The sequence below is a fragment of the Streptomyces tropicalis genome (assembly GCF_029269835.1).
Classification (GTDB): Bacteria; Actinomycetota; Actinomycetes; order Streptomycetales; family Streptomycetaceae; genus Streptomyces; species Streptomyces tropicalis.
Genome location: NZ_JARJBB010000005.1, coordinates 15892 through 28961, shown reverse-complemented (window position 1 = coordinate 28961; position 13070 = coordinate 15892). Strand labels below are relative to the sequence as shown.

Annotated in this window: 9 protein-coding genes; 4 read left to right on the top strand and 5 right to left on the bottom strand. The window is 73.3% G+C overall.

Annotation, left to right across the window (positions count from 1 at the left end; genetic code table 11):
- The first annotated feature begins 23 nt into the window (after positions 1-23).
- From P3H78_RS11615 to P3H78_RS11605, 3 genes are read left to right on the top strand one after another with little or no spacing between them, the layout of a single operon-like run.
- Entirely contained in the window at positions 24-743 is a 720-nt protein-coding gene (locus P3H78_RS11615) for a FadR/GntR family transcriptional regulator (protein WP_276108833.1), read from the top strand.
- Between the two features lies 1 nt (position 744).
- On the top strand, positions 745-1578 hold the full coding sequence (locus tag P3H78_RS11610) for a sterol desaturase family protein (RefSeq protein ID WP_276108832.1): 834 nt from the start codon (positions 745-747) through the stop codon (positions 1576-1578).
- A gap of 1 nt (position 1579) precedes the next feature.
- Complete coding sequence (locus P3H78_RS11605) at positions 1580-2260, top strand: lysoplasmalogenase family protein (protein ID WP_276108831.1); 681 nt, start codon at positions 1580-1582, stop codon at positions 2258-2260.
- Between the two features lie 58 nt (positions 2261-2318).
- Here P3H78_RS11605 and sbnA read toward each other — a convergent pair whose 3' ends face one another.
- The 5 genes from sbnA to P3H78_RS11580 are packed head-to-tail and all read right to left on the bottom strand — an operon-like array spanning position 2319 to position 11414.
- Entirely contained in the window at positions 2319-3362 is a 1044-nt protein-coding gene (sbnA, locus tag P3H78_RS11600; protein WP_276108830.1) for a 2,3-diaminopropionate biosynthesis protein SbnA, read from the bottom strand.
- 36 nt (positions 3363-3398) lie between these two features.
- On the bottom strand, positions 3399-4478 hold the full coding sequence (gene sbnB / locus P3H78_RS11595; RefSeq protein ID WP_276108829.1) for a 2,3-diaminopropionate biosynthesis protein SbnB: 1080 nt from the start codon (positions 4476-4478) through the stop codon (positions 3399-3401).
- The gene (locus P3H78_RS11590; protein ID WP_276108828.1) at positions 4475-5479 is read right to left on the bottom strand and encodes a TauD/TfdA family dioxygenase; all 1005 of its coding nucleotides are present in this window, start codon (positions 5477-5479) and stop codon (positions 4475-4477) included. Before P3H78_RS11590 ends, sbnB begins: the two co-directional genes overlap by 4 nt.
- Positions 5480-5538: 59 nt before the next feature.
- Positions 5539-8796, bottom strand: a complete 3258-nt coding sequence (locus P3H78_RS11585; RefSeq protein WP_276109222.1) for a non-ribosomal peptide synthetase — start codon at positions 8794-8796, stop codon at positions 5539-5541.
- A 14-nt stretch (positions 8797-8810) separates the two neighbouring features.
- Positions 8811-11414 (bottom strand): Pls/PosA family non-ribosomal peptide synthetase, encoded by a 2604-nt coding sequence (locus tag P3H78_RS11580; RefSeq protein WP_276108827.1) that lies wholly within the window; start codon positions 11412-11414, stop codon positions 8811-8813.
- A gap of 530 nt (positions 11415-11944) precedes the next feature.
- Here P3H78_RS11580 and P3H78_RS11575 point away from each other — a divergent pair.
- A complete protein-coding gene (locus tag P3H78_RS11575) occupies positions 11945-13048 on the top strand; it encodes an AMP-binding protein (RefSeq protein WP_313884403.1) in 1104 nt (367 codons plus the stop codon).
- Positions 13049-13070 lie beyond the last annotated feature (22 nt).

The following is a 13070-nucleotide window of genomic DNA, read 5'->3' as shown; positions in this document are numbered from 1 at the left end:
GCCGCCCGGCCACGCTGTGCGCCATGACGGAGGGGCGCATTCGGCGCGAGGCCGTCTCGGACCAGGTCTACGCCCTGGTCCGGGACCGCATTCTGCGCGGTGAGGCGGCGGCCGGCACGGCCCTGGCGGCGGAGCGGGACCTCGCCGCCGAGTTCGGGGTGAACCGGCACGCCGTACGGGAGGCCATCAAACGCCTCCAGCAGGCCCGCCTGGTGGAGGTGAGCCACGGCGGGCGCACCCTGGTGCTCGACTGGCGGCACACCGCCGGCCTGGACCTGGCCATGCACCTGCCCGGCGCGGACGCGGGCCTGCCGCCGGCCTCGCAGGCGCTGCAGCGGGACGCCCTGGAGATGCGGGCGTGCATCGGTGCGGACGCCGCCCGGCTGTGCGCCGCCCGCTGCTCCGGCGAACACGCCGCGGCCCTCGTCGCGGCGACCACGCGCTACGCGGACACCGGCCCCGACCTCACCGCGCTCGACGCGGCGGACATCGCCTGGTGGCGACTGATCGTCGAGGGCTCTGGCAACCTCGCCTACCTGCTGGCCTTCAACAGCCTGGTGGGCGGCACCCTGGCGGTCGGCGAGGTCCCGCCCGACCGACGCACCGAGGAACTGCTCGACGTGGCCGCCCATGTGCGGCTCGCGGAACTCATCGCAGCGCGGGACGAACGGGCGGCCGAGCGGCTGGCCCGGCACCTGCTCGCCCGCAGCGTTCCCGCCGTCCCCGAGAGGAGGGCGGGCTGAGATGATCCCCGCCGTCTTTTACGCCATACCGTTCTTCGTCCTGCTGGTCGTGGTGGAGGCGCTGTCCTACCGCTTCCTCCCCGACGACGAGGAACGCGGCTACGAACTGCGCGACACCGTCACCAGCATGTCCATGGGAGCGGGCAGCCAGGTCATCGGCCTGCCGTGGAAGGCGGTCGCCGTGGTCGCCTACGCGGCCGCCTACACCCTCGCCCCCTGGCACCTGTCGCCCGCCTCGGGCGCGACCTGGCTGGTGCTGTTCCTCGCCGACGACCTCGCCTACTACGCCTTCCACCGGGCCCACCACCGGGTGCGGGTGCTGTGGGCCAGCCATGTCGTGCACCACTCCAGCGTGCGCTTCAACCTGTCGACGGCGCTGCGGCAGAGCTGGACGCCGATGACCTCGCTGCCCTTCTGGCTGCCGCTGGCGCTGCTCGGCGTCCCGCCCTGGATGATCCTGCTGCAGCAGTCGGTCAGCCTGATCTACCAGTTCTTCCTGCACACCGAGCGCGTCGGCAAGCTGTGGCGGCCGGTCGAGTACGTCTTCAACACGCCCTCGCACCACCGGGTGCACCACGCGTCCAACTCGACCTACCTGGACCGCAATTACGGCGGCATCCTCATCGTGTGGGACCGGCTGTTCCGCAGCTTCGTACCGGAGGGCGAGCCGGTGGTGTACGGGCTGACGAAGAACATCGACACCTACAACCCGATGCGGGTCGCCTTCCACGAGTTCGCGGCGGCGTGGCGGGACATGCGCCGGACGGCGCGCTGGCGGGACAAGGCCGGATACCTGTTCGGCCCGCCCGGGTGGGCGCCGAAGGCCGGCGCCTGACGTGCCGCCCGTGCTCCTGGCCTTCGCGCTCGCCGTCCTGGCGGACCTGACCGCCGTCGCCCTGCACCTGCCGCTCCTGGAGGACGTCAGCAAGCCGCTCCTCGTGCCCCTGCTGGCGCTGCACATGATGCGTGCCGGCGGCGGGGCCCGGCCGGTGGTCCTCGCCGGGCTGGCGCTGGCGACGGCGGGCGACGTGGCGCTGCTGCTGCCGGGAACCGCCGCGTTCCTCGCCGGAACCGCCTGCTTCCTGGGCTTCCAACTGGCCTACGTCGCCGCGTTCGCCCGCGAGGGGGCCCTCGCCCACCTGCGGCGGCGGCCCTGGCTGTACGCCGGCGCCCTGGCGGTGTGGGCCGCGGCGAACGCGGCACTGGCGCCCGGGCTGGGTTCCCTGGCGTGGGCGGTCGCCCCCTACAGCCTCGCCCTGGTGACCATGGCGGTCACCGCGCCGGTCCTCGGGACGGCGGCGGCCTGGGGCGGGGCCGTCTTCGTCGCCTCCGACCTGCTCGTCGGACTCGGCGTGGCCGGAGTGGAGTTCACCGGCCGCCGGGTGCTGGTGACGGCGACCTACGCGGCGGCGCAGTTCCTGCTCGCCCGGGCCTGGGCCGCCGCCCCTCCGGAGTCCGGCCCCGCCCGTCCGCAGCCGGCCGTGCGGGCACCGTCCCCGGCGGTCGGAAACCCGTGACGCCCGGTCCGGGCCCCGGCCTCCGGGCCGCGCCCCCACGGTGATGCGCGGACGCGCCCTACGACGGGTCGCTCAGCGCGTCCCGCCGCCGGATCGTCGTCCGGGGCAGCGGCTCGGGCTCCGCCGGGCCGGCCGGGGCACCCCCGTCCGGATCGAGGATCTGCGCGCCGTACAGGTCCTCCAGCCAGGTGCTCTGGTAGATCGTGTCGAGGTAGCGCTCGCCGAGGTCCGGCGCGATGGCCACGGCCGTCAGGCCGTCCCCGCCGCGCCGGGCGAGCCAGTCCATCGCGCCGCTGACCACCGTCCCCGTCGAGCCGCCGAAGAGGAAACCGCGCCGGGCGAGCCGGTGGCAGATCCGGATGGTGTCCGCCTCCTCCACCTTGATCACCTCGTCGACGAACGACTCGTCGAGCAGCGGCGGGCGCATGCTCATGCCCAGCCCCGGGATCATCCGGCGGCCCGGCTCCCCGCCGAAGGACACCGACCCCACGGCGTCCACCGCGACGACCCGCACCGGCCGGTGCCACTCGCGGAAGTACCGCGCGCAGCCCATCAGGGTGCCCGTCGTGCCCGCCCCGACGAACAGCACGTCCAGCTGCGGGAACTGCCGGGCGATCTCCGGAGCCGTACGGCGGTAGTGCGCCTGCCAGTTGCCCTGGTTGGTGTACTGGCTCAGCCACACGTACCGCTCGTCGGAGGCGCACAGCGCCCGCACGTAGTCGATCCGCGCGCCGAGGAAGCCCCCGTTGGCGTCGAGGTCCGCGATGACGTGCACCTCGCTGCCCAGGGCCTCCATGAGCAGCCGGGTCGACAGATTGCACCGGGAGTCCGTCACGCACAGGAACCGGTAGCCCTTGCTCGCGGCGATCATGCTGAGCGCCACGCCGAGGTTGCCGGAGGAGGACTCCACGAGGACCGACCCCGGCATCAGGAGCCCGTCCCGCTCGGCGGCCTCCACCATCTCTACCGCGGCCTTCAACTTGATCGACCCGGCGAAGTTGAAGCCCTCGCACTTCAGATAGAGGGAACACCCGAGGGTCGGCTCGAGGTCCACGTAGAGCTGGCCCTCGTTGAACGCGTGGGGGGTGGAAATGACGGGCACGCTGACCTCCTGATGCCAGGGCCGAGCAGCGGACGCTCAGCCGTACCGGCGCAGCTCGTGGAAGAAGTCGTCGACGACTCCGAGACGCCCGGACCGGGCCACCTCGTCGTAGACGTACTTGCCGACGGCGAGGTCCAGGACCCCGAGGCCGAAAGGGGAGAAGACGACGGTCCGGTCGGCGGGCGGGCGGGTCCGGCCCGTCATCACGTCGTGCAGGGTGCCGTCCAGGAAGTCCCGGCCACCGGTGAGCTGTTCCGCCAGGTGGGGGGAGGTGTCGGCCTTCAGGCAGTGGTCGACGTCGTCGACGACGTTCACCGACTCGAGCAGGATCCCGGGCGCCAGGTCCCTCAAGGACACGTGCAGCACCACCGGGTGGTGGCGGAACAGTGCCGGGTCGGTGACGTGCGGCTGACCGGCGATCGTGGCGAAGACCACGAGGTCGCTGGAGCGGATCAGGTCCTCGGGGCTGTCGTGGACGGTGACCTTCGCGGCCGGTCCGGCGCCGTCGCCCCGCTCCAGGTAGCCGCGGAACCCGGCGGCGCTGTCCGCGGCCACGTCGTACACGCCGACCTCGTCGAACGTCCAGCCGGTGCCGGCCAGGAACGTGTGGATGTACCGGGCGATCAGGCCGGTGCCGAAGAACCCGACCCGGGCCGGGCGGGGGCGGTCCCGGGTCAGCCAGTCCGCCGCCAGCGCCGCCGACGCGGCCGTCCGGGTCGCGCTGATGATGGAGCTCTCCAGACAGGCGAACGGGTAGCCGGTCTCGTGGTCGTTGAGGATGAGGACCGCTGACGCCCGGGGCAGCCCGGCCGCCACGTTCGTCGGGAAACTGGAGATCCACTTCAGGCCGTCCACCCCCACCGACCCGCCCAGCGAGGCCGGCAGGGCGATGATGCGGGAGGACGGACGGTCGGGGAAGCGCAGGAAGTACGAGGGGGGATTGACCGAGTCGCCCGCGCCGTGCAGGCGGTAGGCGGCCTCGACCATCTCCACGACCTGCCGCTCGCGGCCGGCGAGGGTCTGCTGCACCTGCGCGCCGGGGATCACCGCGAAGGTCGGCGGCGGGCCCTCGGACGCGGCGGAGCTCCGGGGAGCGGGAGAAGTCACGGAAGTCATCGCTGACGTGCCTCCGGGGTCGGGCAGAAGTCGGCCAGGCGCCGCGGCTCGGCCAGGGCGGCCAGCACCCGGCGCTCCCCGGTGAAGGCCTCTCTGCTGTGTGCGGTGCGGATGTTGTCGACGAGCAGGACGTCGCCGTCCTGCCACGGCTCGCGCCGGGTGTGCTGCTCGTAGGTCGCGTTGAGCAGCTTCACGACGTCCTCGCCGATGGGGGAGCCGTCCCCGAAGCGGGTGTTGAACGGCAGCCCGTCCTCGCCGTAGACGTCGACCAGGTACTCGCGCACCTCGGGGTCGAGCGTCCACTCGTTGAGGAAGGCGATCTGGTTGAACCAGCAGCGCCGGCCGGTCACCGGGTGCCGCACGACGGCGCTGCGGAGCTGCCGGGTGCGCAGGGAGCCGTCGGGCTGCCAGGTGAAGTCGACGGCGTTCTCCCGGCAGTAGCGCTCCACCGCCGCCGGGTCGTCGGTGCCGAACGACTCCGCCAGCGAGCTGCCGATCTCGTCGTTGTAGGAACGGGTGAGCAGCCAGCCCTCCCGCTCGAACCGCTCGGTCAGCGCGGCCGGCAGGGCGGCCAGCACGTCCTCCGCGTCGGCCACGCCGGTCGCCCCGCCCCCGTCCGGCGCCCGGAGGCACGCGAACAGCATCAGACCGGGCACCTCGCGGGCGTAACTCAGCTCGTGGTGCATGCACATGGGCTGGTTGGCCGGCCATGCGGTGGACGAGTACAGACCGTCGCCGAGGCTCTCCCGCGGGGCGAACGCCTCCCGCTCCGTCATCGGCTCGCCGGCGAGACCGCCGAACAGGGCCCCCACCTCGGCGGGTTCCCGCAGGCACAGGCCGCGTACCAGCAGTGCGCCGTGCTCGTCGACCCGGGCGCGCAGCGCGGCCCGGTGCTCGGCCGCCCAGCGGGCCGCGTCCCCGGGGGGCTCCACGCGCAGGATCGGGGGCCGGTCCGGCTGCTGCTCCGCTTCGAGCAGGGATGCCGGGGAGGAGAACGACATCGGGATTTCCTTTCGTGTGCGCTCGGAGTTCCGGGGGGACCGCACGGGCCCGGGGAGGGTCAGGAGGGGGTGAGCAGCTCGACGGCCCCCAGGACGGCCTCGGCCGCGTCGGCGGGCCGGGTGCGCAGGAAGTAGTGCCCGCCGTCGGCGAGCCGGTGCAGGTCGACCCGCTCGGCCAGCAGCCGCCAGTCCTGGTGGCGGTCGGGGAACCGCGCGGTCAGCGGGTCGTCGTCGGCGACGACCACGGTGACCGGAGCGTCCAGTTTCTCCCCGGGCGGGGCGTTCAGGGCGGCGGCGAAGTAGCGGTGCGCGGCCACGCAGTCGTGGCGGTAGGCGGCCCCGATGTGCTCGGCGTGCCGCGCGTTCAGCTCGACGAGTTCGGTGTAGCCGGCGTCCGCGCTCAGCAGGGCCGCGATCTCGGCGTTGCTCATCCCGGTCAGTTCGGTGGCGGCCGCGCGCCGCTCCGCCGCGGTGCCCAGCAGCTGCGCCGCGAGGAACACCCGCGGCACCTCCACGCCGGCGGCCCGCAGCCGCCGTGCCGTCTCCAGGGCGGGGGCGGCGCCCGAGGAGTGGCCCCACAGCATCACCCGTGTCAGGCCGCGCGCGGAGATCTCCGCGACGACCCGCTCCACCACGTCCTCCATCGCCGCGAACGGCTCGGCGTCCGCGGCGAGGTCGTGGCCCGGCGGGTCGACGGCGTGCACCGCGATCCCGGAGCCGGCCAGGGCGCTGGCCAGCGGCTGGAAGTTGACCGCGTTGCCGCCCGCGTACGGGAAGCCGACCAGCGCGCACCGCGCCGGTCCGGCCCCCGCCGACAGCGGCTGGAGCAGCTCGGCGTGGTGCCGCCGGGCGCCGTCGAGGAGCACCGCGAGGTCGGCGAGCACCGGGTGGCGGGTGATGTCCTTGAGGGACACCGCGCGGTCCAGGGCGATGGTCAGGCGCACCGCCGTCAGGGACGTGCCGCCGGAGTCGAAGAAGTGGTCCTGCCGGCGGATCCGGTGCGGCGGCAGGCCGAGCAGCTCCGCCCAGGCGGCCGCGAGCTTCCGTTCGGTGGGGGTGCGCGGCGAGTCGTCCGCGGCCCCCGCCCCCTTCGCCTCCGGCGCGGTCCGCACCGCGAGTGCGGTGAGTGCCTTGCGGTCCACCTTCCCGTTCGCCGTGAGCGGCAGCGACTCGCGCCAGTGGAAGGCGCTCGGGACCATGTACGCGGGCAGCGCGGCCCCCAGCGCCTCGCGCAGCACCTCCGTCTCCTGACGGCGCCCGGTGTAGTGGGCGATCAAGTGGGAGCTCCGCCCCGCGAGTTCGGCGACGACCACCGCGCCGTCCCGCACCCCCGGCACGCGCAGCAGGGTGTTCTCGATCTCGCCGATCTCGATGCGGAAGCCGCGGATCTTGACCTGGTTGTCCCGCCGGCCGAGGAACTCCAGCTTCCCGTCGGGGTGCCAGCGCCCCCAGTCGCCGCCCAGGTAGAGCCGCCCGCCGGGCCGGAAGGGGTCGTCCAGGTACGCCTCGCGGGTCCGCTCGGGGTCGTTGACGTACCCCCGGCCCACGCACACCCCGGAGAACGCGATCAGACCCGGCGCGCCGAGCGGCACCAGGTTCAGGTGCTCGTCGACGACGTGGACGCCCACGTTGGCGATCGGGCGTCCCAGCAGCACCCGTTCGGGCACCGACTCCATCACCTCGTGGTTGGTGTCGTCCGACGTCTCGGTCAGCCCGTAGGCGTTGACGAGCCGGATCCCCGGCTGCACCGCGAACCAGCGCTGGACGAGCTCCCGCTTCAGCGCCTCGCCGGTGACCGACACACAGGCCAGATCGGGCAGTTCGCGCGGGTGCCGCTCCAGGTAGGAGACCACGACCTCCAGATAGGACGGCACCACCTGCACCACGCCGACCCGCCCCTGCACGAGGGTGTCGACGAACCGTTCCACGTCGGTGATCACGTCCTGCCCGACCAGCAGGGTGCGGCCGTCGACCAGCAGCGCGGCCAGCAGCTGCCACAGCGAGATGTCGAAGCACTGCGGCGCCGTCTGCGCGACCACCGCCCCCGGTCCGATCCCCAAGTCGTCGATCTTGGCGTGGAGATGGTTGAGCATGCCCGCGTGCTCGCACATCGCACCCTTCGGCTCCCCGGTGGAGCCGGAGGTGAAGTAGATGTACGCCAACTGGTCAGGGGCGACCGCGACCCCGGGGTCGCCGTCCGCGTCCTGCTCCGCGTATGCCGTGCCGACCGGCAGCACGGCCACGCCCGGCAGACCGGCCAGCGCCTCGTCCAGGGTCGCGGTGCTGCCCGGTTCGGTCACGGCCAGCCGGCACCCGGACCGCGACAGGGTCGCCGCGATCCGGCCGGCGGGGAAGTGCGGCTCGATCGGCAGGTACACGCCTCCGGCCTTGAACACCGCGAGCACCGCGGCGAGCCAGTCCAGGTTCCGCTCGGTGACCACCGCCACCACGTCCTCGCGGCCCACGCCCCGGGCCAGCAGGGCCCGCGCCAGCCGGTTCGCCCGGGCGTTCAGCTCCGCATACGTCCACGTGTCCTCGCCGTGCACCGCGGCCACCGCCTCCGGATGCGCCCGCACCCGCTGCTCGAACAGGGTGTGCACCCGGACCTCGGGCAGCTCCCGTCGACGCCCCGTCAGCGACTCGAGCTGATGGCGGACCTCCTCGGGCGACAGAAGGCTCTGCAGGGCGTGCCCGGCGTCGGCGCCGGCCGCCATCGCGCGCAGCGCCGCCACGTGGTAGCCGGCGATCCGCACGGCGCCCCCGGCGTCCAGCACCTCGGTGCGGTAGCGCAGCCGCAGCACGAACGTCGCCCCCTCGGGCCGGCAGCCCACTCCCAGGACGACGTCCTCGGGCAGGTCTCCCGTCCATCCCGCCGGACCGAACACGACCTCGTGGGAGGGCCCGTCCAGGCCCAGCTCCCGCCGCAGGTGCTCCACCGGGAACCGCCGGTGCGCGAGCACCCCGGCCTCGGCCTCGTGCGCGCTGAGCACCAGGCGGCGCCACGCCCCGGGGGACACCGTCATCCGGCACGGCAGCGGAGCCTGGGCCGGGTCGGGGACGTACCCCGTCACCACGTCCTGCTCGCCCGACAGCGCCGCCAGCACCCGGGCGTGCGCGGCCAGCAGCACCGCGGTCACCGGCACACCGAGCGATCCGGCCAGCTCGTGCAGGGCCGCCACCACGTCCTCGGGCACCACGGCCTCGTACGCGGCCTCGCCCGCCGCGGCCTCCCGCGTCCACCGCGGGACCGCGGTGGCACCGCCGGCCGTCAGCACGCCGCTCCAGAACTCCCGGTCCGCCTGCACCTGCGCTCCCATCGACATGGCCTTCCTCAACCCGCCGTCGCCGCGGCGCCGTTCGCCGAGGACGCTTCCGCGGCCACCGCCGCCTGGACACCGCGGGGCTCACCGGGGGCGTCCGGCGACTCCGCGGCGGGATTCCCGCCCCACCGCGCGTACGGGGGGACCTCCTCGCCCTTCATCAGGAAGGAGTCGGCGGCCAGCTGGGCGCCGTCGCCCAGGGTCACGCCGTAGTGCACGTGGGCGCCCACCCCGAGGGTGCAGCCGGTGCCCAGCGTGGAGTGGTCGGACTTGAAGGTGCCGTCCTCCTGGGAGTGGCACTGGATCTTGCTGCCCGCGTTGAGCGTGCAGTCGTCCCCGACGGTGCTGAGGGTGCGTTCCGTCATGTAGCAGCCGTCGTCGAACACCCGGCGGCCGAGGCGGACGCCCAGCATGCGCCAGACCAGGTTCTTGAACGGGGTGCCGTTGAAGAGGTTCAGGTACTCCGAAGGCACCTTCCACAGGCGTTCGTGCAGCCAGAACCGCCGGTCGTAGATGGAGCACAGCTCCGGGCGCAGCGAACCGAACCGGATGACGCACCGCTCGACCAGCGCGTAGTAGGCGGCGCTGAAGCCGAGAGTGACCGCCAGGTATCCGGCGACCACCAGGTGCCCGAGCGTGCCGTACAGGGTGAGGGAGGCCAGCCCGAACGCCGTCAGGAAGAACGCGTGCAGCCAGCGCACGAGCAGCATCAGCGCCATGGAGCGCAGGTTGTAACGGTTCTTCGCGGTGAGCCGGAGCCGCAGCTCGTCGCCGCTCCTGAGGTGGTCGAAGCGGGTGTCGCGCTCGACCGTGCGGGGGATCTCGAAGGACGGCGAGCCGAGCAGGCCCACCCCCGAGCGGACCTCGCCGTCGAGGGGCACCATCACCTTCGTCGCGAGCAGGCAGTTCTCGCCGGTCCGCGCGCCCGCGGGGAAGGCGATGTTGTTGCCGAGGAAGTTGTGCGCCCCGATGGTGGCCCGGGAGACGCGGAAGGAGGTGCTGGAGTACTCGGCGTTGAGCACCGAGAGTCCGTCGGCCACCATCGTCCCGCTGCCCACCGACACCAGGAACGGCGTCTCGTGCGCCACCTCGGTGCCGAAGTTCGACCCGGTCTGCTCCACCCGGGACAGGTCGTAGCCCAGCCCGCTCAGGTACGGGACGATGTAGGAGCTGTCACCGAAGAGCCAGGCGTAGAACCTCAGGTTCGTCATCCGGGCCACGGCCCGGTGCGCCGCGTACCGGAAGCCGTAGAGCGGATACACCCGGTCGGGCTCGAACAAACGGTTCAGCAGCCGGGGCACCGTCATCAGCACGGCCAGACCCACGACCACGAAGCCGAAGAACAGCAGCGCCGACACGACCAGCGCATCGAGCAGGAACTCCGTCGAGGTGATGCCGTCCGCCTGCCGGCTCAGCCACTTGCCGAACGCTGGGATCGCGCTGACCAGCATGTACACGCCGCCGACGGTCAGGGGCAGGTACAGGAGCAGCATCTGCAGCAGGCCGCACACGGCGAAACAGGCCCGGCGCAGGGTGCCGCACCGGGCCGGTGCGACCCTCAGGTAGTCGGTCTCCGCCGGCTGGGCGGGAGATCCGTGCCAGCGCTGCCCGTCGGGGACGGCCTGGCCGCGGTACAGGCACGAGGTATGGCCCAGTTGGGCCCCGTCGCCGATCGAGGAGTCGATGTCGAGGACCGTCTTCTCGCCGACGAACACGTCCCGGCCGAGGGTGACCCGCCCGGTCTGGATGCGGCCCGCGTGCGCCCGGTAGCACAGGAGGTAGGAGTCCTTGCGGACGACCGTGCCCGCGCCGATCGTCAGCAGGTCGGTGCAGACCGGGACCGTGCGGGACAGGATCGTCACGCCGGGACCGATGCGGGCGCCGAGGGCCCGAAGGTAGAGCACGTAGAGCGGATTTCCGATGAACAGAATCATCGGATTGGCGTGCAGCAGTACCTTCACGAGCCAGAAACGCAGATAGGCGGCACTCCACACGGGGAATTCCCGGGGTGTCCAGCGGCCGATGAGAATCCACTTGGCCGCGACCGGGAAGGCGCACAGGCCGAAGAATCCGGCGCTGACGGCCGCCACCGACCGGAGATAGATCTGGATGAGGCCGGAGCCGTCCGAGACCCATTCGTATCCGCGGGCGGCCGCGAGCCCGGACACGAACGAATAGCCGAGGAAGAGGAGCAGTTGGACGGCTCCGCACAGGACGTAGGCCGCCGTGCTCGCGGGGACGACCGGTGCGGGCGGTGCGGCCGCCGGGGTCGCCGTCGCGGCGGCGGAACCCGGCACGGGTGCGGTCCCGGCGGGGGCGAGCGCCGCGGCCAGTTCCCGCACGCTCGGGTGCCGGTAGATGTCCTTCATGGAGAAGGACGGCAGGTCGGGGCGCTTGCGGACGCGGGCGCAGAACTGCGCCATCAGCATCGAGTTGGCGCCCAGACCGGTGAAGAAGTGGCTGTCGGCCGCTACGTCGTCGAGGTGCAGGAGGTCCGCGAGCACCGTCGCGAGCTCCCGCTCGGTGTCCGCCGCGGCGGGGCCGGAGCCGTCACGCCCGGCGGCCGGGGAGGCGCCCGGCCCGGATACCAACGTATCGGCAGACTTCTCTACCATTCGAGCTCCTCGGGAAAATCCTGCTGAGCATCGGCCGATTCGGCCGCACCGGTACCGGCGCTCGGCAAGGGCTCGACCGAGCAGCACGACGGCCCGGGATCCTGCAATTCCCGCGTGATCACGAAACCGTGGGCCTCAGTCTTGTGCTGTCGCTACCGGGTTGCCACTCGGACACGGCATGTTGAATCGACCGTAACCATGGACAGGCCGGTATTCCGCGTTGCCCTCCCCCGGAGGAGTGAGGAGTCGATCACCCGTATGGGGGTCGTTCCGTCAACCGTGGGTGACGTGGGCGGTCCGGGGCCGGGACGGGCGAGGGCCCGTCCCCGGGGCGGCACGGGACAGCCGGTGCCACTTCGATCAACGAGCGGCACCCGGTTTCGAACGTATGCGTTTGAGTCGCTTTCCAGGCCGCGGAATCCGGCCGTACCCGCAGGGCGCGGCGTCCTCGGGGCGGGCGGCGCGGGCCGCTCGGGGGCGGAGCGCGTGGCCGAAACGACGCAGGGGGTGGGGGCGTCGGGGGACGGTGCCTGGTCCGGGCTCGTGGAGGGGCGGGTGAGGGCGCGCGGATCGGTCCACGGCAGGTCCGGGGTGTCCATGCGCGGCGCGCGCGTGAAGGTCGATCCGGGGCCGGTCCGGGGTGGCGCTGTGGCGGCGGCGCCGCGGGTCCCGCCTACCGGTACCTCGTCACCGGCGACGCGGACGGCGAGGTCCGGGAACTCTCCTACGCGCGGCTGGCACGCCGCTCCCGGGCGGTCGCCGCCCGGCTCCAGGAGCGGGGCCTGACCGGGTCCCGTGCCCTGCTGCTGTACCCGCCCGGCCTGGAGTTCGTCCCGGCCTTCCTCGGCTGCCTCGCCGCGGGTGTCGTCGCCGTGCCGGGGGTGCCGCCGCAGGGCAGGGCCCGGAACCACCGCGCCCTCATCCGCACCCAGCGCCTGCCCGCGGACTCGGACGCCCGGGTGGTCCTCGGCGACCGCCGGGTCCTGGACGCGCCCGACGCGTCCGCTCACCGGATCCCCGAACTGGACGGCGTCGCCCGCATCGCCACCGAGGACGTCGACGACGCGGAGGCGGACGCCTGGTGCGAACCGGACCTGACCGCCGACTCGGTCGCCTTCCTCCAGTACGCCTCCGGCTCCACCGCCGCGCCGCGCGGCGTGATGGTGACCCACGGCAACCTGCTGGACAACGAACGGATCGTCACCGAACGGATGGGGCACTCGCCGGAGGCGATGGAGTCCCACGACCTCGAGATGTTCGTCAGCCGGCTGCCGGTGTACCACGACCCGCCGCGCTCTGACGTCCGGACGGCGGGCGGCCGCCCGGGCACCGCGCCCGGAGGCACCGCCCGCACCGGATCGACCCCCTCGACCGCCCGGCCCACCCGGTTCGTCCGCAGCACCGGGACCGGGTGCGGACCGCCCCGACGAGGAGGCCGGGCGGCCCGGCCCGGCCGCCCCCAGGTCCGCGCTCCATCCCCGTCCGCTGCCGCCGACCCCCGCACCCGCCGGCCGTCGCACGCTCCACGTTCCCCGGCCGGGGCGCCGCCCTGGACGTGTTCGGGCACGTCCTGGCTTCCTCGGCGCACGCCGGTGACGGACGGCCCCGCCGCCGACTACCGTACTCGCCAGTAACCCGACCGCTCCCCAGGAGGCG

Coding starts and splice junctions, on each gene's coding strand:
- sbnB (WP_276108829.1), bottom strand. CDS start 4,478: ATGACTTCCGTGACTTCTCCCGCTCCCCGGAGCTCCGCCGCGTCCGAG.
- P3H78_RS11585 (WP_276109222.1), bottom strand. CDS start 8,796: ATGGGAGCGCAGGTGCAGGCGGACCGGGAGTTCTGGAGCGGCGTGCTG.
- P3H78_RS11615 (WP_276108833.1), top strand. CDS start 24: ATGACGGAGGGGCGCATTCGGCGCGAGGCCGTCTCGGACCAGGTCTAC.
- P3H78_RS11580 (WP_276108827.1), bottom strand. CDS start 11,414: ATGGTAGAGAAGTCTGCCGATACGTTGGTATCCGGGCCGGGCGCCTCC.
- P3H78_RS11590 (WP_276108828.1), bottom strand. CDS start 5,479: ATGTCGTTCTCCTCCCCGGCATCCCTGCTCGAAGCGGAGCAGCAGCCG.
- P3H78_RS11610 (WP_276108832.1), top strand. CDS start 745: ATGATCCCCGCCGTCTTTTACGCCATACCGTTCTTCGTCCTGCTGGTC.